The 23,725-nt window shown below is 49.8% G+C and carries 20 protein-coding genes and 1 pseudogene; 11 read left to right on the top strand and 10 right to left on the bottom strand.

The window, feature by feature from the left end; all coding sequences use genetic code 11:
* Positions 1-304 precede the first annotated feature (304 nt).
* Positions 305-1,063 (top strand): DeoR/GlpR family DNA-binding transcription regulator, encoded by a 759-nt coding sequence (locus BWI97_RS03980; RefSeq protein WP_102200119.1) that lies wholly within the window; start codon positions 305-307, stop codon positions 1,061-1,063.
* A gap of 6 nt (positions 1,064-1,069) precedes the next feature.
* Here the strand turns inward: BWI97_RS03980 and hpt are convergent, their stop codons facing one another.
* Entirely contained in the window at positions 1,070-1,600 is a 531-nt protein-coding gene (gene hpt, locus BWI97_RS03975; protein ID WP_094809262.1) for a hypoxanthine phosphoribosyltransferase, read from the bottom strand.
* Between the two features lie 263 nt (positions 1,601-1,863).
* Here hpt and BWI97_RS03970 point away from each other — a divergent pair, with 263 nt between their 5' ends.
* Entirely contained in the window at positions 1,864-3,087 is a 1,224-nt protein-coding gene (locus tag BWI97_RS03970; RefSeq protein WP_102200118.1) for a hypothetical protein, read from the top strand.
* A gap of 159 nt (positions 3,088-3,246) precedes the next feature.
* Positions 3,247-3,918 carry a metallophosphoesterase gene (locus BWI97_RS03965; RefSeq protein ID WP_102200117.1) on the top strand — a complete coding sequence of 224 codons (672 nt, stop codon included), beginning with the start codon at positions 3,247-3,249 and terminating at the stop codon, positions 3,916-3,918.
* A 37-nt stretch (positions 3,919-3,955) separates the two neighbouring features.
* On the opposite strand, the gene BWI97_RS03960 is transcribed toward BWI97_RS03965, so the two are convergent.
* Complete coding sequence (locus tag BWI97_RS03960; protein ID WP_233207748.1) at positions 3,956-5,074, bottom strand: C1 family peptidase; 1,119 nt, start codon at positions 5,072-5,074, stop codon at positions 3,956-3,958.
* A gap of 93 nt (positions 5,075-5,167) precedes the next feature.
* On the opposite strand from BWI97_RS03960, the gene BWI97_RS03955 reads away from it, so the two are divergent.
* The 5 genes from BWI97_RS03955 to BWI97_RS03935 all read left to right on the top strand — a co-directional run bounded on the left by BWI97_RS03955 (position 5,168) and on the right by BWI97_RS03935 (position 10,818).
* Complete coding sequence (locus BWI97_RS03955; RefSeq protein WP_102200116.1) at positions 5,168-5,713, top strand: RNA polymerase sigma factor; 546 nt, start codon at positions 5,168-5,170, stop codon at positions 5,711-5,713.
* Positions 5,694-6,332 carry a hypothetical protein gene (locus tag BWI97_RS03950; RefSeq protein ID WP_102200115.1) on the top strand — a complete coding sequence of 213 codons (639 nt, stop codon included), beginning with the start codon at positions 5,694-5,696 and terminating at the stop codon, positions 6,330-6,332. Before BWI97_RS03955 ends, BWI97_RS03950 begins: the two co-directional genes overlap by 20 nt.
* A gap of 19 nt (positions 6,333-6,351) precedes the next feature.
* Positions 6,352-7,419 carry a hypothetical protein gene (locus BWI97_RS03945; RefSeq protein WP_102200114.1) on the top strand — a complete coding sequence of 356 codons (1,068 nt, stop codon included), beginning with the start codon at positions 6,352-6,354 and terminating at the stop codon, positions 7,417-7,419.
* 92 nt (positions 7,420-7,511) lie between these two features.
* Positions 7,512-9,812: an ATP-dependent helicase gene (locus BWI97_RS03940; RefSeq protein WP_102200113.1), complete on the top strand. Its 2,301-nt coding sequence runs from the start codon at positions 7,512-7,514 to the stop codon at positions 9,810-9,812.
* A gap of 283 nt (positions 9,813-10,095) precedes the next feature.
* Positions 10,096-10,818 carry a DsbA family protein gene (locus BWI97_RS03935; RefSeq protein ID WP_146010866.1) on the top strand — a complete coding sequence of 241 codons (723 nt, stop codon included), beginning with the start codon at positions 10,096-10,098 and terminating at the stop codon, positions 10,816-10,818.
* Positions 10,819-10,897: 79 nt separating this feature from the next.
* On the opposite strand, the gene BWI97_RS03930 is transcribed toward BWI97_RS03935, so the two are convergent.
* From BWI97_RS03930 to recQ, 8 genes are all read right to left on the bottom strand, one after another.
* Positions 10,898-11,467, bottom strand: a complete 570-nt coding sequence (locus BWI97_RS03930; protein WP_233207747.1) for a DUF4136 domain-containing protein — start codon at positions 11,465-11,467, stop codon at positions 10,898-10,900.
* Between the two features lie 195 nt (positions 11,468-11,662).
* The gene (locus tag BWI97_RS03925; protein WP_102200111.1) at positions 11,663-12,790 is read right to left on the bottom strand and encodes a PLP-dependent aspartate aminotransferase family protein; all 1,128 of its coding nucleotides are present in this window, start codon (positions 12,788-12,790) and stop codon (positions 11,663-11,665) included.
* A gap of 126 nt (positions 12,791-12,916) precedes the next feature.
* On the bottom strand, positions 12,917-13,144 hold the full coding sequence (locus BWI97_RS03920; RefSeq protein ID WP_146010865.1) for a hypothetical protein: 228 nt from the start codon (positions 13,142-13,144) through the stop codon (positions 12,917-12,919).
* 86 nt (positions 13,145-13,230) lie between these two features.
* A complete protein-coding gene (locus BWI97_RS03915; RefSeq protein ID WP_102200109.1) occupies positions 13,231-14,850 on the bottom strand; it encodes an OmpA family protein in 1,620 nt (539 codons plus the stop codon).
* A 145-nt stretch (positions 14,851-14,995) separates the two neighbouring features.
* Positions 14,996-15,577: a TIGR00730 family Rossman fold protein gene (locus tag BWI97_RS03910; protein WP_102200108.1), complete on the bottom strand. Its 582-nt coding sequence runs from the start codon at positions 15,575-15,577 to the stop codon at positions 14,996-14,998.
* A gap of 82 nt (positions 15,578-15,659) precedes the next feature.
* Positions 15,660-16,760, bottom strand: a complete 1,101-nt coding sequence (locus BWI97_RS03905; RefSeq protein WP_102200107.1) for an oxidoreductase — start codon at positions 16,758-16,760, stop codon at positions 15,660-15,662.
* A 925-nt stretch (positions 16,761-17,685) separates the two neighbouring features.
* Positions 17,686-18,693 carry a hypothetical protein gene (locus tag BWI97_RS03895; RefSeq protein ID WP_102200106.1) on the bottom strand — a complete coding sequence of 336 codons (1,008 nt, stop codon included), beginning with the start codon at positions 18,691-18,693 and terminating at the stop codon, positions 17,686-17,688.
* 54 nt (positions 18,694-18,747) lie between these two features.
* The gene (recQ, locus tag BWI97_RS03890) at positions 18,748-20,955 is read right to left on the bottom strand and encodes a DNA helicase RecQ (RefSeq protein ID WP_102200105.1); all 2,208 of its coding nucleotides are present in this window, start codon (positions 20,953-20,955) and stop codon (positions 18,748-18,750) included.
* 302 nt (positions 20,956-21,257) lie between these two features.
* Between recQ and BWI97_RS03885 the strand changes: the two genes are divergently transcribed.
* The 3 genes and pseudogenes from BWI97_RS03885 to BWI97_RS03875 all read left to right on the top strand — a co-directional run bounded on the left by BWI97_RS03885 (position 21,258) and on the right by BWI97_RS03875 (position 23,609).
* Complete coding sequence (locus BWI97_RS03885; RefSeq protein WP_094813608.1) at positions 21,258-21,953, top strand: response regulator transcription factor; 696 nt, start codon at positions 21,258-21,260, stop codon at positions 21,951-21,953.
* 130 nt (positions 21,954-22,083) lie between these two features.
* Positions 22,084-23,137, top strand: a pseudogene (locus BWI97_RS03880) (sensor histidine kinase).
* A gap of 79 nt (positions 23,138-23,216) precedes the next feature.
* A complete protein-coding gene (locus tag BWI97_RS03875) occupies positions 23,217-23,609 on the top strand; it encodes a hypothetical protein (RefSeq protein ID WP_102200104.1) in 393 nt (130 codons plus the stop codon).
* Positions 23,610-23,725: the final 116 nt, after the last annotated feature.

Here is a 23,725-nt window from a genome sequence, read left to right as displayed (position 1 = left end):
ATAGGATTTTGTTCAGGGGTATTCTCGCAAAAAATGCATTCTTATTTGCAATTTTTGCGAAATATAGAAGCCTTATAGCAATACTTGCAAATATTATTTTAAAATTTGCTGAACAAAGCAACGTATTACGCCTTTACGCCTTACATATCAAAAGTTTAGATTGCAAAAGCTGCGTTAATCGATTTTTTATTTCGAATGTTTCTTGGTAAAAGAGAAAGAATCAGCCAGAGCCGAATAGCTTGGCAGTAGTGAGGCGACCCCTTTTTTTATACCTTTGTTTATTCAACAGCAAGCCCTTTATCTAATGTCGGTTGTCCTTTTAAAAGAAAGTCGTAAGGATTTAATAATCAACCAGGTAAACCTCCATACGCGTATTACCCTTACAGAACTGGCCAGTACGCTGAATGTGTCGGAGGATACCATACGTCGAGACATCAATGACCTGGCCGAAGAGGGTAAACTGATTAAGATTCGGGGTGGAGCCATGTCGAAGGCTTACCACTATTCATCGCAACCCGTAGAAAGCTACGCTCATGAGAGTAAGCGAATTATTGCAGAAAAAGCAGTAACTCTACTGAAAGACGGCATGCTGGTACTGATGGGTGGTGGTACAACCATTCGGGAATTCATCAAACTCATCCCGGATGAACTCAAAGCTACTTTTCTGACGGTCAACCCATTAACCGCCGTAGAACTACTCGACAAGCCCAATCTGGAGATCATTATGATCGGCGGACCGATTTCGCGGTATAGCCAGATGGCCGTGGGCGGAGACGTCTATCAGCGACTTTCGGAAGTACGCGTGGATCTGTGTATTATGGGAACGAATGCCCTGGACGCGAAGGAAGGACTGACCGATTCCAACTGGGAAACGGTGCAGGCGAAGAAGGCCATGATCCGGGCTTCGGATAAAGTTGCAATTCTTGCAATATCGGAGAAGATGAACAGCGTTATGTCCATGAAAGTGGCAGACCTCCGCGAAATTGATTACTTGGTTACGGAATTGCCTGCCACCTCCAGTATGCTAGCCCCGTATCAGGGTGGAAAGACAAGGGTGCTGTAAACCAGCTTACTCGGCCAGTTGATAAATGCAGGGCAGGTTACGAGCCAGACCGTCGAAATCCAGTCCGTACCCCAATACAAATTTATTTTCGATCGCAAAGCCAACGTATTTCAGCGTAACCGGAATTCGCGTGGCTTCGGGCTTATGCAGCATCGTCGCAATTTCGATGGACCGGGGCTTTTCAGCCGTAATCTGACCGAGTAATTCGGCCATGGTGTGCCCGGTATCCACAATGTCCTCCACGATAATGACATCGCGGTCCCGAATGGGTTCGCTGAGTCCCAGGATTCGTTTTACCTTGCCCGTTGTACCCATCCCTTCATACGAACCGACGCGAATGAACGTGATTTCACACTCGATCGTAATGTTCTTCATGAGTTCGGAGACGAACATAAACGAGCCGTTCAGTACGGCAATCAGCAGGGGTCGCCGATCTGCATAATCGATACTGATTTGTTCCGCCAGGGTGGCAATCCGATTCTCCAGTGTAACCTGATCTATAAATACTTCAAAATTCTTGTCACGAACCTGTATCACGGTGTTGTTGATTAAGTAGATGGGAAATAAGGTACGGTCCGGTTTGACCACCTTTTTACGACTATCCTTCCAGAAACTTATCTAAGAAAAATCAAATTTATCGCCTCCTCCGGGAATAGCATCCCAAAATTAGCTTTCGTATCTTTGTTGGCGTTAACTCCAGAAAAATTTCCTGCGAATTCTAAACGACTTTCTACTAATTGCCGTTAATCCTAGCAAGCTTCCAGCCCACGCACTGTATCCCGGAAGCTCTTTGTTAAGCCATGAAAATCAAGTTCCTATTCTTTCTTCTCTTCCTTAGCTCCGTAAGTTCGGCCCAGTCCTGGTTTGAAACAGCGGAGAAAAATGAGCAGGCTCGTTCCGGTGGAATGCTGCTCAAGCGTGCGGAAGTACAGATTGAAGCTACCGAGGCAATCAATGCCATGTATAATTACAATTTTCCAGAAGCCATTCGGGAGTTTGGGTATTTGCGAGCCAAGTATCCCGAGCACCCGCTCCCCTACTTCCTGTTTGGGTTAGCTGAATGGTGGAAGATTGTACCGAATACCGACAATGACATGTACGACGCCAAGTGTGAATTGTTCATGGATCAGGCCATTGAAAAGGCGGAGAAATTGTACGATCAGGGCGGTAATCAGGAAATTGAAGCCAGCTTTTTCCTCGCGGCTTCGTATGCCTTCAAGTCACGGATGTACGCCGAGCGGAAGAAATGGCTGAAGGCCAGTAATGCCGGGAAAAATGCCCTGAAGTATTTTGACAAGTGCAAAGGTCACGAGGATTTATCTCCGGAAATGGCTTTCGGGGATGGTCTGTACAATTATTATCGGCAATGGGTACCCGAAAACTATTCGGCGTTGAAGCCCATTTTCTGGTTTTTCCACGAAGGCAATAAAAGCAAAGGCATCGGTCAGCTGGAGTGGGTTTCGCGGAATGCGTTTTATACCCGAACGGAAGCTCAGTATTTCTTACTCCAGATTTACGCGTCCGAAAATCAGCATGAAAAAGGCTATCAACTGGCCCGCTACCTCCACGTGACGTACCCCTGGAATCCGTACTTTCACCGCATGTACGCCCGCGAATGTTTCGTAACCGGACGCATGCAGGAAGCGGACGCTGCGGCCAAGTTAATTCTGGAGCGACTGGATAATCGTCAGTTTGGCTATGAGGCCGCCAGTGGTCGCTATGCTTCCTACATTCTGGCGTACTACAATCAGTTTTTCTACCATAATCCAGCGGCGGCTAAAGAATACTACCATCGTACGATCAATTACGCCCAGGCGAACGGAGCGACGGAGTCGGGCTACAATACGTCGGCATTGCTCAATCTGGGAAAAATTGCCGATAGCGAAGGCAATCTGCCCGAAGCCAAGCAGTACTACGAAAAAGTCATTCAGTACGCCGATAAAAAAACCAGTCAGCGGGAAGAAGCCAAAAAGCTACTCGCCAATAATCTAAAACGCCAAAAGGAACAGCGGCGGAAGAAGTAGTGGTTTTGGGTAGATGGTAAAAAAGGAAGGTCTGTATTACCAAAGAATAGTCCAGGTTCATTCGTCTCCAACAACCAGCAACGAAAAACCATTAACCCTGAGCTAGCTGTCCTTACGGAACGGCCTCTTACTTCCCATTGCCTTTCAACCCACTTCTCTATGCAAGTACTAGCTATCGGGGATTTACACGGCCGCCTGAATTGGGAACAGGCCCCTCTTCAAAAAGCAGATCGGGTCATTTTCGTGGGGGACTACGTAGATTCCAAGCAATTTTCGGATGAACAGACGACGGAGGTTTTGCAGAAAGTCATTGCCTTGAAGCGAGCCGAACCCGAAAAATACATCTTACTGCTGGGCAATCACGACGTAGCTTATCTCCACTATCCATTATTTCCCTGCTCAAACTTCCGACCTAACATGCAGGCGTTATGGACGGGCCTCTACCGGGAAAACGCCGCTTGTTTTCAGGTGGCGTACCAGTTGGACAACTATTTGTTTACGCACGCCGGTGTATCCAGCAGCTGGGCTCAGAAACACGGCATTCGGGGAAACGAGCTGGCGAATACGCTGAATGCCCTTCAGGAAACGTTTGCCGGACGAGAAGTTTTATTCCAATGCGGATGGGTACGGGGTGGGAATCCCGGAGCGAAAGGCGGCCCCGTTTGGGCAGATGAGACGGAAACAATCGACGATTACCTGCCGGACTGGCATCAGGTGGTGGGTCATACACCGCAACCCTTCATCCGAACGGAAGGCGATGAAACGGCTTCGATTACGTACATCGATGTACTGGGGAAGCAAACGGATTTCTGGCAACGAACGTTTGCCTAATTCAAAAGGCCAGCTTTTCAGCTGGCCTTTTGAATTTCTACAGTTTCAGTTTTGCTTTTACACCTTCAGGTAAAGCCGCTTTGGGTAGGATAACATTGATGGTGTTGAGAGCAAAATACGGCTCCGACACGTAAATGTATCCTTTGTAAGGTCCGGTTTCTCCCCAGGAGTTTTTCACGAGAAAGAATTTCTTGCCGGAAGTGCTCGTACCCGTGCCCGTAATCTGCATCAGGTGATCGTCAACGGTAACCTGACTATCAAAAAGTTGCTGACGCAGGTTTTGATCTACCTTTTTTTCCGTGGCATCGATCTGATCCGCTTTATCGGCGGCTTCGACGGCGTAGCCTTTTGCCTGCTTGAAACCAGAGTTGCTAATATCGGCATCCCACATCACGGTATAGCCCTGTTTCAGGCTCTGTTCTACCGTTTGCGTTAATTCTTCGAGGGGTAAGTTTACGTACGTTTGGTTCGCCCAGTTGTCGGGAATTTCTAACACAAACGACTGGTAAAAGGGATGATGCGTGAAGCTCGTCAGGCTAACGTAATCGTCGAGTTTAAACTGCAATACCTGATCGGCAAACTGACGGGGCGTATAGGTTTTTCCCTGGTATTCAAACGTTTCGGGTACGGGGCCGAATTTTTCATCCAGGATTTTATTGAATCCTACCTCCCAATCAGCCGGAACCGGTTTCTTTTTGAGTACTTCCTCTACGTACGCCTTCAGGTCCTTATCTACTTTTCCGTGGTTATGTCCGGATTCACCCGCTTTTAGTCCGGAATAGACAGATTCAGGGATCGCTCCATACCGGGCAATCGCGTTTAAGGCGTCGTGTCCCAATCCTCCTTCGCCAAACTGAGCTTTCCCCTGCCGGCGAATGTAATTACGGGCTTTGTCCAGATAGGTATTCCGGACGGTGTACATTTCCGATAAATCGATTTCACCGAGGCTTTTCCGGATGCATTCCGATTCCACCATCGAAGTGGTCGAGTAACACCAGCAGGTACCCGTTCCTCCCTGATTTTTGATTGACGTGGCCGTCGCCTGTTGCGTGGTACGTAACCCCAGTTCAGGGGATTGAGCAAAGGCTCCCAGCGAAGTCAGGGATAGAAAGCTCAGACTAAATAAGGTTCTGGTATAGAGCGTCATGGATTGCATATACAATGATTTGGGGGGTAATTTCTGAATTTTTTATCAGTCAGGCAACCCCCGGCGTATATTCCGCATTTCGCTCTTTGTAAATCAGCCTGTATGACCTTATCTGCTCTACTTGATCGTTGCCGTGCCCAGGATGCCAAAGCTCAGCGTTTGCTCTATGAACGCTACGCCGGACGGCTGTTTCGGGTAGCTCAGCGGTACATGAAAGATCGAATGGAGGCCGAGGATCGGCTGGTATCGACGTTTCAGAAAATCTTTGTTCATCTCAAAAAAATGGAATACAAAGACGAAGCCAGCACCTGGCTCTGGATGAAACGGATTCTGGTTAACGAATGTCTCATGGAGTTACGCCGATCGGCCAACTTTACAATGGTACCCGAGCAGGAAGCCGCCGAACAGTCCTTCGATTACAACATTATCGACGAAATAGCCGCCGAAACCATTCATACGCTGATTGCGGAATTACCGATCGGCTATCGCACCGTATTCAATCTAGTGGCTCTGGAAGGTTACTCCCACGCGGAAGTAGCCGAGCAATTGCAGATTTCGGAGGGCACCTCCAAGTCGCAGCTCAACAAAGCCCGTCAGTTATTACAGAAAAAACTACAAACCCTGGGGTATGCCGCACACATTCGATGAACACATCCGGCAACGTCTGGAAGCCCTGCCGGAAGAACCCTTTCATAGCGAAGACGTCTGGAACCGGATTGAACGACCTTCCAGGCCGAGCCGCCGTCGCTGGTTGGTACCATTGGGTGTTGGTACGGCGGCCGTGCTCGGCATTCTCGTGGGGTATCTCCTGCATCAGCCCACAACCGAGGTCACCAAAACTACGCCGCTGCTGAGTAAAGCTCCGGACAGTTCTTCGTCGGTACGCATACCTTCGGTAAACGATTCGGTCTTCGTTCAACCAAACGTTGTTCGTTCGGAGAAACAGGTACCGCTACTGGCCTCCGCTCCCGTGGAGCCGGTACTGGTAACCGATTCGTCCCTCCGGGCCATGCCTGCGGTTGCGATTCAACCCACCCCCATTCCGGAGCCCGTACCACGTGCTCATCCAGCTGAAGCGGAAACGTTCGAAGCGACCGTTACGCTGACCATTCCGGAAACGCAAACCGTACCACTCCGAAAGAAGTCCATTCTGGCCCGTCTGTTCCGTGCGGACAAACGCCCGGATACGCGGCTCCGCTGGCAGGACTTTCAGGCTCCTACTTCCGTCGGAAAAGTAAAAACCGACTCTATTAAACATACCCACTAGTCAAACTCTCCTACTGTACATGAAAACACCATTTCTGACCATGGTACTGGCATTGCTATGCTCGGCACCCAGCCTTGCCGCCCCGGTAGATTCCATTTTAGTCCGGATTGGCCCCTCCTCTAAAGTACTTTTCTATGGCTCAAAAAAAGCCGATTTAAAAAAACTGGAAAATTACGACTGGAATACGATCCTCCGGGATTTGAACGCCCGACTGAGTGAGACTACAGCCGCCGAACCCCGTCAGCACTACATGGATTTAACCGGAAAAAGTTATCTCAATGACAGTACCTTACGAAGTGCAAATGCCATGATAAAAGTGACGGAACTCGAAAGCGATAGACCTCTAACTAAACAAAAACTAAAGTCAGGCTGGCAGGATTTCCGTAACCGGGCTCAGTTCAACCTACTGTTAGGCTGGCCGACTCTTCTACCTCCTAGTTCCAACCCGCCCGACCTGTATCCTACCTGGCTGGATGGATACTATCTGAAAAGCTCAGCTTCCCGCAGATTTGCGGCTAATCTTATCGTTCCTTTTGTACTGCAACGGGTCAATCCAAGAACGAATCTATTTATTGATCTCGGAATTGAATTTTCATTAACTCGATTTAGAACCAGTCAGGATTTTTATTATCGATCTGGCGATTCTTTTGCTACACATCTTCCTCCAGGTTCTGCTGTTAACTACAATGAAACCATTGTTTACCTAGAAGGCTACGGCCGTTTCATCCATCAGCCTTTAGTCAAACGAACCTTCAATGCTACGTATCTGGATTTACTAGCCATTCCCAGCTTGCAATTTTATGATGATGCAGGCAGACGTACCTTTCAGCTAGGGCTTGGTGCCTTTGTAGGGCCACGTATCGGAACTAATATTCGTACTGTGGTGCTGGCAGATCAGAGGCTTCGGGCAGCTTCCAAAGAGGCTCCTGAAGTTTCTCCCTATTCTCCCATCCAGGGGGGATTAATTCTTAAACTGGCGTATCGGGATTTTGCCCTGCTTACCCGATACCATGCCAACTCACACGGAATTATTTACGGTTACAAGCCCAAACAACTTTCCATTAATTTACAAATACCATTACTCTAGCTTAAACTTCCGTAGCCCCCAAATCTTTTGTATCTTTGATCTATGCTTTCAGGGAACGGACTTAGTTCGTTCCCTCTTTTTATCCAATTGCCATGTTCGAAGATATCACCAAAGGCCTCAACGAGCCCCAGGCTCAGGCCGTTCTGCATACTGAGGGGCCGTTAATGATCATCGCCGGAGCGGGCTCGGGCAAAACCCGCGTACTCACCCAGCGTACGGCTCACCTCATCCGAAAAGGCGTTGATCCCTTTTCCATCCTATTGCTGACGTTTACCAACAAAGCCGCCGGTGAAATGCGGGCCCGGATTGAAAAGGTTGTCGGTACCGATGCCCGGGGCATCTGGATGGGTACGTTTCACAGCGTCTTTGCCAAAATTCTCCGCTTTGAAGCCAAAGCGATGGGCTATACCTCCGACTTTTCGATTTATGATACGGACGATTCCAAATCGTTGTTGAAAACGATCATCAAAGAACGGGGCCTCGACGATAAGATTTACAAACCCAACGTCGTATTCAACCGGATTTCGGGGGCCAAAAACCGCCTGGTATCCGCTGAAGCGTACCTGGCCGATCCCATCATTCAGGCCGATGACGCGGCGGCTCGCCTGCCCGAGATTGGCCGTTTGTATAAACTCTACGTAGATCGTTGTTTCAAGGCTAATGCCATGGATTTCGACGATCTGCTGTACAACACCAACGTACTATTTCGCGATTTTCCGGCCATTCTCAATAAGTACCAGCATCGGTACAAGTACGTGATGGTGGATGAGTTTCAGGATACGAACGTTTCGCAGTACCTCATTACGCGAAAACTGGCGGCCATTCACGAAAACATCTGCGTCGTGGGCGACGATGCCCAGTCGATCTACGCCTTCCGGGGAGCCAATATTCAGAATATCCTCAACTTCGAGAAAGATTATCCGGATCTGACCACGATTCGTCTGGAACAGAATTACCGTTCGACGAAAGTGATCGTTGAAGCGGCCAACTCCGTGATTGCCCGTAATAAGCGTCAGTTACGCAAGGAAGTGTTCACGGAGAATGAAGGTGGTAACCTGATTGAAGTCATCAAGGCCGGATCAGACGTGGAAGAAGGCCGTTTGGTTTCGACTTCACTATTCGAGGAAAAGCTGAATCATGGTCTGAGTAACAATGATTTTGCCATTTTGTACCGGACCAACTCGCAATCGCGGGCTTTTGAAGAATCATTACGGAAACTGAATATCAAGTACCGAATCGTGGGTGGACTTTCCTTTTACCAACGCCGGGAAATTAAGGACTTGCTGGCTTACCTCCGATTCACGCTCAACCAGAGCGACGAAGAAGCCTTCAAGCGGATCATTAACCTACCCAAACGCGGGATTGGCGATCAGACCATTGCCAAGATTACGGTTACAGCCGCCGAGCAGAGCTTGCCGCTTTGGGACATCGTCGCCAATATTCAGCAGTACAACGCGGGTCGTTCGGGTGTGGCCATCGAAGGCTTCTCCGATCTAATCAAGTCGTTTAAGCTACTCGTCGATACGAAAGATGCGTACGAAGTGGCCAGCCACGTGGCCAAAGCTTCGGGTGTACTCAAAGAACTTTACGACGACAAAACGGTAGAGGGCCTGAGCCGTTACGAAAACGTACAGGAATTGCTGAACTCCATCAAACAGTTTGTAGACAATCCCGAAAACGAGGACAAATCGCTGGGGGCCTTTCTGCAAACGGTATCACTGTTGACCAATGCCGATCAGGAAGATGAAGACGGGGATAACGACCGCGTGACCCTGATGACCATTCACCAGGCGAAAGGACTGGAGTATAAAGTGGTGTACATCGTGGGCCTGGAAGAAGATTTATTCCCCAGTCAGATGATGTTACAGTCGAGCGAAGACCTGGAGGAGGAACGACGGCTGTTTTACGTAGCCATTACCCGGGCCGAAAAACGCCTGTACCTCAGTTATGCGGAAACCCGCTATCAGTACGGTCGACTGAAACCCTGCGAACCCAGTCGGTTTATGGATGAAATTGACGAGAAATATGTTCGCGTCAGTCGCCAGGCCGCCCGCCGGATGTCGGAATCCCAGCGAAATACGGATCGTCCGACGCCCGCCGCTTTCTTACGGAACGTGGCTAATCGAGCCGCCCAAAACGGAGGTTCTCAGGCTTCCAAAACCCCGCCTACCCGCTCGGGAGCTTCGTCTACGCACGTACCCAGCAGTGATTTCAAAGTTTCCGATCCCCGTAAGCTGGCTTCAGGTCAACGCGTCGAACATCAGAAGTTTGGCTTCGGCGTTGTTAAACTCATTTCAACGGATCAGAACGGGGCAAAAGCCGTGATTCAGTTTGATACGCAGGGTGAAAAGACCCTGTTACTTACTTTTGCCAAATTGCGGATTGTAGAATAAAAAAAGCATGAGCGGCCGCCACCACTCATGCTCGAAAAATTGTCCATTTCTTGCGAAACGGGCTTTACAAATGTGAATAAAAAAAATGGAGTTTTCGTTCATTTTTTCAATAAATTTTTGAACCTATCCAATTTTGCTTTTCCATTTATAGGTCCTTTTCTGGAAAAAGTGGCTTTATACGAATGATTTGGGGCTTCTTCTCCTGACAATTCTACTTACTGGGAATCATTCATTTGCAGGAACGGTTAGAGCAAAAACGACCGGTCTAGTCGGTCGGTAAACCTTGATCTTTAGTATTAATTCATACAAGATGGCCCTTCCCATTCGTATTGACGTCGTCTCTGACGTGGTGTGTCCCTGGTGTTACATTGGCAAACGCCGCCTGGAATCGGCACTGGCTGAACTCAGCAATGAGGTACAGGCAGACGTGGTCTACCACCCTTTTCAGCTTGACCCTACCGTACCGCGGCAGGGAAAATCCTTTGCCGAACACATGGCCAGTAAATTTGGACCCGGTCGTAGTGAAAGCATGTTTCAGCACGTGGAGCAGGTGGCTAGTGAGGTAGGGCTCGACTTTGACTTCAACGAGATTCCCAAATCGATCAATACCTTCGATTTACACCGCCTCCTGACGATTGCTTACGAAAAAGGGCTACAGGCTGCAACGAAAGAAGCCTTATTAAAAGCCTATTTCGTAGATCGGATTGATCTGACGCAGGAAGCCGTATTACTCAATGTGCTGGAAACAGCGGGTTGGGACAAGAAAGAAGCTCTTGAGGTTCTGAAATCTGAAGTAGCCAGCGATTCGGTACAAAGTGAAATGGAATACTTCAAGCAACTGGGTGTTTCGGGCGTACCGTTTTTCATTCTCAACAACAAGTACGCGTTGTCGGGAGCCCAGCCCAAGGAAACGTTTATGCAGGCTTTGCGACAGGTGATTCAGGAAAGTCAGCCGCAAATCATTGCCGAAGGTGATAGTTGCGATACGATTACGGGCGAATGCTAATACGGTTCCTTTGAATCGAACCTAAAAAAAAGAGGTCGAATGATTCGACCTCTTTTTTATTACTCTTCTTGCGAAAAACTTATTCGCCCTGTACGGCTGCGTTCGTCATGCCGGCCCGGTAGGGATATTCCTGCATCACTTTCGCAACGGTGGCCCGGATGAGTTCATCCCGGTCTTTGCGGCGGGCGTTCAACTCACCTTTTGCCCAACCCTGCCATACCATCTCTTTGGTTTTGGTATCCAGCAGACTAATGATCACCCGGTTTTCTTCGTAGTTCCGGGAGCTGACGTTATTGTTAGGACCGTACCACCACCAGCCCCACATCGGACTTAGATTGTTCGATTGGATTTGCTGCAGGTTACGAGCGTCGGTGTCAAACCGAACCGTTAAATCGGCATTCTTCTCCACGCGGCGGTAGCCACGAGCACTCATCTCGGCGTCGAGGGCCTGGGTAATTCGTTTTTGCATCAACTGACTTCCCATCACAGGGTCTGAATTACCGCCGGGCATCGGGGCAATCGCGTAGGTATGATAGCCACTGAAGTTCGCGGTACGATCATAATCCGAACGAACCGTAATCGAAGGGGCACACGAGACCATAGTACCCACCAGTACTACGGCAGCTAGCATTTTTATGATTGATTTCATGGATTTAATAAAAAACTATAGGGTTAAGAGACTATCGGTAGCGGTACTGAATCCGCGTCTTCTGACTACTCAGACTCAGTAATATAACACACAAAAAACGACGGCTGTTCCCCGTAAATTGTCGGGAAACAGCCGTCGCCTGGCGTTTAAAGCTGATTTAAGATTTATTAACGAAAAGGGCGTTTAAAGCTCATCCTAAGCGTTTTTCAGAGCCTGATCCAGGTCTGCAATCAGGTCATCTACGTGTTCCAGACCGACTGAAACGCGTAGCAATCCGTCGGGCGTCGGGCTATCCGGACCTTCGTAAATTTTCCGGGGTTCGATGAGACTTTCCACCCCCCCGAGGCTCGTCGCCTGCGTGAACACTTTCAACGATCCGGCCACCTTTTTAGCCCCCGGTAAACCTCCTCGTACTTCGAAAGAAAGCATTCCTCCAAAGCCATTTTTCATCTGGGCTTTGGCAATTTCATGCTGCGGATGGCTGGTGAGTCCGGGGTAATGCACCCGCTCCACAGCCGGATGTGATTCGAGCCACTGAGCGATGGGCAGGGCACTCGCTGACTGAGCTTTTACCCGCAGGGGCATCGTTTGAATCCCCCGCGTGATGAGCCAGCAATCGAACGGTGAAGGTACGCCGCCGGTCAGGTTCTGAATCTGACGCAGGCGTACAGCCAGTTCGCCGTCCTGAGCCAGTACCAACGCTCCGCCCAATACGTCGGAGTGGCCCCCGAAATATTTGGTTGTTGAATGCATGACCACGTCGGCCCCGAAAGCAATCGGGTTTTGTAGTACGGGCGTAGCCCAGGTATTGTCCACCGCACACAAGGCTCCTACCGAATGAGCCAGTCGGGATAAAGCCTGCAAATCGGTCAGGTACAGCAGCGGATTACTCGGCGTTTCGAGCCAGAATAGCCTGGTCGTCGGCCGGATGGCTTTTTCCACCTCTTCCAGGTTCGACGTATCGACCAGTGAAAACTCAAGACCCCAGGGTTCGAATACATCTACAAGCAGTCGTTGGGCCGCGTAGTAGGCAAACGGAGTCGTGATGACGTGATCACCGGGCTTTAAAGCCTGAAACAAGGCGGAAATGGCGGCCATCCCTGAGCCAAAGGCGAGTCCAACGGTTCCGCCTTCCAGAGCAGCCAGACTTTTCTCCAGCAGATCACGGTTCGGGTTATTGCCTCGTGTGTACAGAAAACCGTGCGGCAGGTTGCCCTCGGCATCGCGTTCGTACGTGGTACTCAGGTAAATGGGCGTGGTTACCGCCGATGCATTCGCGTCATGAAAACGCGTGACTTGTATAGCTAGGGTTTCCAGGTTCATGTGCAACAGATGCTATAGATACGTATGGGCAAAATAAGTGGGAAACTCGCTTGTATGCTATCGATAGCGATGAAAAGAAGAAACCCGACCTGCGATTGGGTTTCTTCTTTTCGGCTTGCCAGCACCTTAGAAGTAGTACTGTAAAGGATTACCAAGTTGAGCTAGTATATAGACCACGATGAAGAGGCCATAACAATAGTAGCCCATATATTTCCCAGTAAAAGCCAAGGGCAGCAGCATTAGAGCAAATCCGATCCATTCGGGCCCCATTGCTTCAACCCAGGGATGAGTGAAGTGCTCGGTGATCAATACTTCAAGCGTATTTTTATTATAGAAAACACCCAGTGCAATCATGAATAGAATCCACGTTTTCCTTGAGGGCATAAAAGTGGGCTGCATTCGTTGGCTGGTTTGTCTAAAATGATCACGCTACCGGCGTATTACTGTTTCAGAATGACGAATTCTACCCGTCGGTTTTGCTGCTTGCCTTCCGGAGTATCATTGGTAGCCACGGGACGGCTTTCACCAAAACCTTTGGCTACAATCCGGTTTTCAGGAATGCCTTTGGAAATCATATACGCCCGTACCGATTCGGCCCGGTCCTGCGAGAGCTTCTGGTTGGCTTCATCGGTACCATCGCTATCGGTATGTCCATCGATTTCGACCATCATACTTCTCCGGCGATTCATCAATTCCACGACGCGGTTTAACTCAGGGAACGACTCCGTCTGTAACGTGGCTTTGGCCGTTTCGAAGAATACGTTGTTCAAAGCCACCTTCGCTCCTTCTTCAATCTTCGTCACCAGCAGGTCGCGGTCTTTCAATTCCAGATACCCCCCACTACCGAGCTTACTTAAGTCAAGATTCTGCGATTTTCCGACGTACCCATCCGCCTCAGGCCGAATGCCGTACTTCTTACCGTAGGGTAACACAATCTTGTACTCACCCGTATTCGGGTCGGGCGTGGCCGTTCCGAGTTCGGTACCATCGGGTAAGCTCTCGTACACGATCCGGGCGTTTTCGGGTACTTTTTTCGTTTTTGCATCCAGTAACTTACCCGTGTACAGAACCACAGCATTGGATTTAGTGGGCTCCCGGTCGGGCACCTGCGTCGCATTGGAATTACTGGCCGGAAGCTGAGCAATGGTGGGCGGCACTTCGGCTGGTGGCGTCTGGTTCTGGAACTTCACCCGAACAATATCAGCTTTTCCTTTACTACCGTTGGCGGTCACCAAGTAGGCCCATTCACCCGAGGCTGGAATGGTAAAATACGCGTCGAAATCAGGGGTATTGATCGGTGCTCCGAGGTTTTCAGGCTTGCTCCAGCGTTTCCAGCTACGGTCCAGTCGCCGCGTCATCCAGATGTCGTTGGAGCCTAAACCGCCTTCGCGATTACTGGAGAAATACAGGGTTTCGCCATCCGCCGCCAGAAAAGGTGTCGTTTCATCGGCGTCCGTATTGACTTCACGTCCCAGACTCGCGGGTCGGCTCCACTTCCCCGCTTTGTCCTGCACACTGACGTACAGATCGGACTCCCGACTGTTCTTCTTTTCCGAAAAAGCCAGTAACAGGGTCTTGCCATCATTGGCCAGAAATCCGTACTGGTAATAGCCTTTATTCATGCCTTCCAGTCCGGGAATATCGAGCTTTTTCGGCCGTTCCCAGCCCGTTGCTACTTTCCGCATGGTGGCAAAGCCCCGAATGCTCAGGTCGTCTCCTTCTTTCTGCACCCAGTGGGTAAGAATGGTATTGCCATCGGGCGTAATGCTGTAAATGACATTATGTTCTTCACCATTAACCGGATTGGGCATCCGGCGGGAAGGCGTCCAGCTGTTTCCGGAGAGGTACTCGGCCATCCATACATCCTGACTTCCTTTTTTTTGAGAAGCATTCTGCGGATGATTTACCCGGCTGAAGTAGAGCGTACGCCCATCCGGAGCAATGACGGGCTGAATTTCAGCCGACTCAGAATTAACCGTGCTACCAAGATTCTCAGGGGTTTGTTCCTGAGCATGAGCGTACACACTTATACAGGAAAGCAGAATAAAAAGTCGTTTCATTACGGGACGTTAGGCTGGATAGTAGTAAGGTGCGTGCAAGAAATCAGGTTTCATCCGTCGATCTGACGATCAAATCGGCTTACACGTAACCCATGAACGGATCAAAATTAACGAGCGATAAGGCGGTTCTGTATATACCCTACCCTCAGATTTTTTTCCGATCTACCCACTTTTCCGTGACAACGGGCTGATGCGTTCGCATGAGGGCGAATAATTCTTCGATGGAATCGGATACCAGCAGTAGTTCCCGGTTCCCGACTTTGAGAAAGCCTGCTTCCACCATCCGGTCCATCATTTGTAACAGGGGGTCGTAAAAGCCATTCACATTCAAAAGGCCAATGGGCTTACTGTGAATCTGTAATTGCTTCCAGGTAAGAATTTCGAATAATTCATCCATGGAACCAAAGCCCCCGGGAATGGTAATAAAACCATCGGCCCGTTCGGCCATCCGGGCTTTGCGTTCGTGCATGGTTTCGGTCACGATCAGTTCGTTCAGGCCGGCGTGAGCGACTTCCCATTTTTTCAGAAAATCAGGAATAACGCCAATGACTTCCCCACCCTGAGCCAGTACGGCATCAGCAAGGATGCCCATTAACCCGACGTTTCCGCCGCCGTATACCAGTCGCAACTGTTGGTCGGCCAAATACTGCCCCAGCTCAATGGCCGTTTGACGGTACACAACATCGGAGCCCGCATTGGCTCCACAAAATACAGCAATGTTTTTCATGGGAATTGGTATTCACTAGGGGTTCGCAAGCCGCCCGCTCAGCTTTGTACTGAAGGGCAGTAAAGACGAGCCATGCGTACGGTTATTTTTTTCTGGTATTTTTCTTTTGCGGTGTCGATCGAAAACCTTCAAACTTGGCAATCAGCCCTTTTGCTCCTACGGCCCAGCCGTCTTTCCCTGCAAAACTGACGGCATGGAAAGGGGAATCATCCAGTTTGTTCCAGGTTTTGCCGCCGTTGATGGAATAACCCGTGCCCGAAGGTCCTACCGTAATCAGCCGCTCAATGACCGATGCGACCGGAGCCTCTCCCGCCATGCCCTTGTATTCCTGCCGATATACGGTCACGGCTTCTTTCAGGCCCGGCGGATTGGTAGAAGGCAATAATTGCCAGGTTTTACCGCCATCCTGCGTAACGATTACATTTTGCGTTGAATCACTGACGTGCAGATAATCTCCGCCCACGGCAATGCCTCGCAGTCGGTTGAAGAAGTGTAAGCCAAAGATGCCCGATGTTTTGCCCGCGGGTAAGGGCGTTTCGGCCACTTCCCAGCTTTTTCCAAAATCTTTGGACCGGAATACCCGGGCAAATGTACTGCCGCCGGTACCAATCCAGGCCCAGCTTTTTGCGGAAACCACCAGGGAAGTGCCACTGGCCGCAAACGCTGCTTCTCCTTCTTCGATTGGGGGAAACTGATCCCGTGGCACTTCGGCCCAGGTTTTCCCGCCATCGCTGGTAGTGAGCACAAAGAATTTATGATCAATCGGATCGCCAAAGGCAATGCCGTGTTCCTTATCCCAGAATTCGATACCGTCCAGAAAAGCTCCTTTCTGATGGGTCTGATAGACGAGTTTCCAGGTCTGTCCAGCGTCTTCTGTACGATAGATGCGGGCGGCTCCCTTATCGGCATCGCCGGCACTCATGGCCACGGCAGTTTCGGCATTAAAGGCGTGGATGTCCCGGAAATCGAGTGCTTCCGCTCCAACAACCGAATGAATTTCCCAGTTAGTACCGCCGTCCTGCGTGCGTAGGACCTGACCTTTGGTTCCTCCAATCCAGCATACTTTGGCAGACACCGCATGTACCGCTCTGAAATGGGCTTCCGTTTGAGCTGGCTGTACTTTCCATTGCCCCCAGGCCGTTGCCGTCAGAAGCCAGCAATAAAGAAGATTTCGTAAAAACATTCGGATGGATTTAAGCTATGGTCTGAATGAACAGTAAAAATAGATCATTTACTGACGTTGACCGTATAAAGCCAGACCGAATTTCGGGCGTACGCCGTGTGAATAGTGGCTTGGAGGCCATTTTGGAAGCACTTGCTGCACTTATCATAAACTAGCGAGAAGTACTGGGCTATCACAGGATCCGTATTGGGTTCCGCTGCCACGGCTGGTCATTTAGTCCGTATGCATTCCATGCCGGGCATCGCATGCGGGCACGCCCACCGCTGACTTCCTCTTGCTCAGGCCACCGCTTTGCCGAGGGAGCGACCATGGGATGGCCCCCATGGAATGGCCCCCATGGAATGGTAAGCGGCTTGAAATTCCGGCATGGAATGCGATAGGACGGGGTTTGGTTTTATACCGTCCCTGTAGTTATCCGGCTATACTTTAACAACTAGCAACGAATAACCATCAACAAACAACTACTATACCCAGTCTGGGTGAATAGCGAAACTCAAAAAGGTAAAGCTTTTGATAGGATATGGTCCACTATCGAATGGGGTAAAGTCTCCAACCAGCCTAAACTCGGTCTGTTCAGCGACGTAAGTAAACAATCCTTTCTCCTGACTGCTTATAAACCTTCCTGTCAAGCAGCCAGTACCGGAAAAAACAGGAAGTGTATACTTACCTCATTTTTACAAAAAACCGACGGCATCGTTGACATTGATAGTAACGAATCGGCATGAAAAAGAATAGATAGCGAAAGGCCACAGGTCGCTGACGACGCTCGATGGACGTAGACTGGCAATAGGGGCATTGCCTCTGGAAAGTGATGGGAAACATGGTGAGATAAAGCGTTGGCGGATAGAGTGTAAAGCTATTAAAAAGCCGGAAACGTTTGTTTCCGGCTCAGCATATTTTCCCGTGATCTTTAATTAATTATCTTTTAATAAGTATTGGCCCACTCTAACACCTCAGGAGTACGCCCACTACTGGAAAGAATACCCAAACGAAGCTCACTCCCCAAGCCTTCGCTAGCGAGTGGAGCTACCTTGAAAACTGCCGCCCGGCGTCCCAGGGTTTGCTTGAGAGCCTGGATAATATTGCGAATTTCGTGCGTATTCAGGGCCTGAAGCGGATCATACTGTACGACGAGCAAAATACGCTGGGCTTCGTGCGGCAACGTACGCTGATTTCCAAACGTTTGCTTGATTTTTGCCACACTGGCCTCTAACCGTTGCTGACTACCCTGAATCGACAATCGCGTATAAAAGGCCAGACCGCTGGCTTCCAGGACCGTTTTCAGCTCCTGAATGTCCGAATCCGGCGTTTCGGAAGGTTTCAGAATATCCGGAACGATGCGAGCCGTCTGGCAAAGTAACTCATCGGCGGCGGCGTAAAACTCAGCGATACTCAGATCATCATTCAGATTCTCAGCAAGTTTATCCAGAGAAAAAGCCACCACTGAATCACAGGACTGCGTGAGTTGCTTCAGACCCCGCTCGGCCATCTGCATCGTTTCGTACCCTTCGGAAGCAAAGGGCATCATCACACACGCCACCACCAATAGTCCTCGCTGACGGGCCATTTCGGCAATGACCGGAGCCGCTCCGGCTACCGTACCATCCCCCAGCCCACCTACCAGAATGACAATTTTTGTTTCTGGATTAAGCACGGAGCCAATGACCGCCTGCTGATTCAGGGCCCACTGTCGGGCTTGCTCCGCCGTAAGTCCCAATCCCAGATCCCGCATCCCGAGCGGAATGGCCTGTGGAAAGGTCACTAACTGCGTAAAGTCCGTGTGACAGGGAATCAGGTGTAAACCTGTATAGGCCTGGTCGGCCATTTTTTTGAGGACCGAACAACCGGCCCCACCAATACCAATCATTTTCACGCCGTAGCAATTTGACACCGTTGGTAAGGCATCTTGCGAGGATAAAACCGTTTCTTCCACAACAGGTATAAGGCTTAGCTTTGGCGTAAATTACCGCAATTTTTCGAACAATTACTAGGCCGTTCGCGGGGGTAATCCATGTTCCTGCCGCCAGGCCTCCACGTCCATCCGTATCCCTTCGCCCGCAATCAAAAACGCCAGCCGTAGTTGCCAGGCCTGATAGGTCTCCCCAAAACTTTCCAGCAAGGGTGCAATCGGAGCGTTTTCAGCAACGGGGATGTCCAGTTGCCGGGCCGCTTTCAGAATGGCCTCTCGCGTAGCTTCCGGCAGCAGTCGTTCGTAGGCAATGTCCTCTCCGTCCGTTTTCAGTTTGTGTAAATGGCTCAGAATGGTCGTGGCCGTTAGGTTTCGTTCGGTAGCCATCCGCTCAATATCGTACCCTTGCTGGTAGAGTTGCAGCGTCTGTACGTAGGTCAGACCCTTGGCCATCTTCACGCCGGACTGATTATTTTCCTGGACAAAAGCCAGAATTTCATTGATGAATACATCCCCGAATTGCCAGTTTTTCTGCTCGCCTACGCCCGAAACCTGCAGGAACTGAGCATGATTGATCGGCCGTTTCTGAGCCATATCCGAAAGCGTAGCATCGCTGAATACCTGAAAAGGCGGAATCCCCAGGGAGTCGGCGAGTTGTTTTCGTAAAAGTCGTAACCGTTCGAACATGGCATCGCGAACCACCTCTCGTTTGCTTTTTGGAGCCTGTACGTTTTCTTCTTCCGCCCGGGCTCTTCGTTCTTCCAGGGGAATGAATTTCACTACGGATACGTTTTTGCCTTCCCGCAGTACCTGCTGACTGACTGCGTTGAGTTTGAAGGCGTGTCCTTCATCGTAGGCAATGTCCATAATGCCCGAATTGAGCAGCTGACTGATGTACTCAGCCCATTCTTCGTACCGCAGCTCATGACCTGCCCCGAACGTTTTCAGCTGATCGTAGCCGTGACGAATGATGTTCTGGTTCCGGCTGCCCCGCAAAATGTCAATGAGGGTACCCATGGCTACTTTCTGCTGGGTGCGGGCAATCGCCGAGAGTACTTTCTGAGCCATGACCGTCCCATCGATTTTGGTACGCGGATTGCGGCAGACGTCGCAGTTCCCGCAGTCTTTTTCTACCGTTTCATTGAAATAGCTAATGAGAATACGTCGTCGGCAGATATCCGCCTGAGCGTACTGCTTCATGCGGTCAAGCTTGGCAATGAGCAGATCTTTCTGATCCTGGGACAGCTCCGATTTCAGAATCATGTCCGTTTGCTGGGACACGTCCTGGTAGCTGTAAAAAAGTACCGTATCGGCGGGTAAGCCGTCCCGGCCGGCCCGACCGATTTCCTGATAAAAACTTTCGACGTTTTTGGGCAAATTGTAGTGCATGACCCAGCGAACATTCGATTTATCGATACCCATACCAAAAGCAATGGTGGCTACGATGATCTGAATGTCGTCCCGGAGAAACTCCGCCTGCGTATGGTTTCGGTACAGAGCATCACAACCGGCGTGGTAATGGCGGGCGTTGAAGCCCATGTACTGCAGATTGGCCGCTACGCTTTCGGTGGTTTTTCGACTGAGGCAGTAAATGATTCCCGGCTGGCCGGGATGGGCATTCAGAAAATCCACCATCTGCTCCATGCGTTTCCGCCCCGGCAGTACGGTGAGATTGAGATTGGGACGATCAAAACTGGCCAGAAAGGTACGAGCCTGCGGAATGGCGAGTTGTTGAAGAATATCCTTCCGGGTCACATTATCCGCCGTGGCCGTCAGTGCAATGATGGGTACGCGGGGGAAATGTTCTTTCAGTCGGTGCAGTTGCGTGTACTCGGGCCGGAAATCATGCCCCCAGAACGAGATACAGTGGGATTCGTCTACGGCAAACAGACTGATCTTCTGCCCCTTTAACCAATCCAGAAAGTTTCCCGAAAAAAGCCGTTCGGGTGAAATATAGAGAAGCTTCAGCTCGCCCAGTTTGATTTTCCAGATGACGGATTCCTGCTCGGACTGATTTAACGTAGAATTCAGGAAAGCGGCGGATACCCCATTGGCCTTCAAACCCTGGACCTGATCCTGCATAAGGGCAATGAGCGGTGAAATTACCAGCGTTAATCCATCCAATACCAAAGCCGGTACCTGATAACAAACCGATTTCCCGCCCCCGGTGGGCATGAGTACCAGAGCATCTTTTCCGGCTAAAACGGTATCGATCACCTCCGCCTGCAAGGGCCGAAAGACATCGTACCCGAAATATTGTTTAAGAACTTGTTCCTTTGTAAGCATTCGTAATTCTTTTTACCAGAAATAATCAGACAGCATTCTGATTATCAACAGGTTTATTCATCAATAGAGCATACCTGTTGCACGGTTTAAGTTACACCATTTATGGGACTTTTCAAAGATATTTCTTCCCGACCATAGACCTCACACCATTCCCTAAAAAGTATACTGAACGGTCGTATTAAGTTTTTGTGAACTTTCTGTTTCCGAATTGTTAATCTTTGCTTCCAGGAGCGGCACAGCAAGCCAACAGTTCCTACCAACCGTAAATTCACGTACTTTTGTATAAAGCAACAGACACCCCCATGAGCACTACGCCCGCCTACAAAATTTTACTGGTGGACGATGATCCCGACATCATTGAATTACTTCATTATAATCTTGAGAAAGAAGGGTACGACATCGAGTCGGCTTCGGATGGCCGCAAAGCCGTTGAAATAGCCCGGACGTTCGCTCCGGATCTCGTATTGCTCGACATTATGATGCCCCAGCAGGACGGCATTGAAACGGCTCGCCAACTACGGGAGTTACCCGAGCTGAAAGGTAGTTACATTCTTTTCCTGACGGCCCGTTCGGAAGAGTACTCCGAAATTGCCGCTTTTGAAATTGGAGCCGACGATTACATCACCAAACCCATCAAGCCCCGGGCTTTGATGAGCCGTATCAAGGCTCTGTTTCGCCGGGAAGCCCAGAAAACCGATCCAGGTGACCGGATCGAGACGGCGGGACTGTCGATCAACCGCCAGAATTACACCGTTACGGGCGGTTTTGGTTCGGTTGTATTGCCGAAAAAGGAATTTGAATTACTGTTTTTCCTGGCCCAGCACCCCGACAAAGTATTCAATCGCGAAGAACTCCTCCAGCGAATCTGGGGAGCCGATATCTACGTACTCGAACGCACCGTCGACGTTCACATTCGGAAGCTTCGCGAAAAAATTGGCGAAACCTATATCAAAACGCTCAAAGGCGTAGGGTATATGTTTAATGGCGAAGGAGAATAAAATGAGTTTTGAGTGTAGGGTTTTGAGTACGGAGTTGCATGAAACGATAATGCCTTGAAGTGTCAGTTCCTGACTCTTCGAGGTTCACTCAAAACTCATAACCCTACACTCAAAACCCTACACACTGCCCATGTCCCCTTTAAATCCCAAAGTAATTTCTGTTATTCTGGCCCTGTTGATTTCGGCCATTACGAGTGGTTTTCTCTGGTTTGTGCCGGGTACGCCCGGTGGTACCATCTTCATTGCGGGAGCCACTACCTTCTTCGCGACGCTCATCCTCGTTTTCTACGTACTGGATTACCTGATTTTCGAAGAAATCAATAAAATCTACGATACCATTCAGCGGCTGAAGCTGAAAGATTTTAACCTCTCCCGTAAAAAAAATTACCAAGAGCGTCAACCCCCTGAAGAAACTCAACAACGAGATTTTCGTATACGTAGCCAAAAAGCAGCGGGAAATTGATGAACTCCGACGCATGGAGCAGTTTCGGCGGGAGTTTCTGGCCGATATTTCGCACGAACTCAAAACCCCCATCTTCGCCGCTCAGGGCTTCATTCATACCCTCATTGACGGAGCCAAGGACGACGAACGGGTACGGGATAAATTCCTGCAAAAAGCCGCAAAAAGCCTCGATGGCCTCGACGCTCTGGTGGCTGACCTACTCACCCTCTCGCAAATTGAAGCGGGCGAAATCAAGATGCACCGCGAGCGGGTGGATCTGGTAAAAGTTACCCACGAAGTCATTGAACAGCTGGAACCCCGGGCCAATCAGCGGGAAATTAAAGTAAAGCTTCATACCCCGCAGGATCAGATCTTTGTGAAAGCCGATGCCTATCGCATTTCCCAGGCTCTCACTAACCTCATCGACAATGCCATTAAATACGGTCGCGACGGTGGGAAGGTGAATGTGACGTTTACGGAGGATAAGAAAGACTGGGAAATTGAAGTGAAAGACGACGGTCCGGGCATTCCTCCCGAGCACCTCAACCGGATTTTCGAACGCTTTTATCGGGTGGAAAAGTCCCGTTCGAAAGAAAAAGGTGGTACAGGCCTGGGATTGGCCATTGTCAAACACATTGTCAACGCCCACAAATCCAAAATTACGGTCATGAGTCGCGTGGACAAGGGTACGACCTTTAGCTTCAAGCTGGATAAAATTGAAGAGAAACTGGCCGGATTTTAAGTACGCACGGAAGACCCGAACCTTCATTTTTTGCGGGTGGTATTGATTTTTCATAACGGCTAGGTAAACACACACTGCTATGAAAACAGAAACCCTTCAAAATGTCGCCCGTATTGGTTTAGGAAGTATGCTGGTTTTTGCCGGCGTCAGTCACCTGACTTTCGCCCGGAAAGAGTTTCAGGCCCAGGTTCCTGACTTTGTACCTTTGGAAAAAGATGATACGGTGGTCTACTCGGGATTAGCTGAAATCGCTCTGGGTGCCAGCCTGATTTTCGCTGGAGAAAAACGCAAGGAAGCCATTGGCAAAATCGCAGCTTCGTTCTTTGCGGCCGTTTTTCCCGGTAATATTTCCCAATACACCAACGAACGCGACGCCTTTGGTTTGGATACCGATAAGAAACGATTTACCCGACTGTTTTTCCAGCCTGTACTCATGTACTGGGCTCTCAAGAGTACGGAAAAGAGCAAGTGATTTTGCTTAAAAACCAGACCGGCTGTACCCATCGGCACAGCCGGTCTGGTTTTAAACGGTTCGGGCTACCTGGCCTCAACTATCAGTAGTAATCTTATCTTCAGTAGCTAATACGG

The sequence above is a fragment of the Siphonobacter sp. BAB-5405 genome (assembly GCF_002872335.1).
GTDB lineage: Bacteria > Bacteroidota > Bacteroidia > Cytophagales > Spirosomataceae > Siphonobacter.
This window is presented reverse-complemented; position numbering and strand designations above follow the sequence as displayed.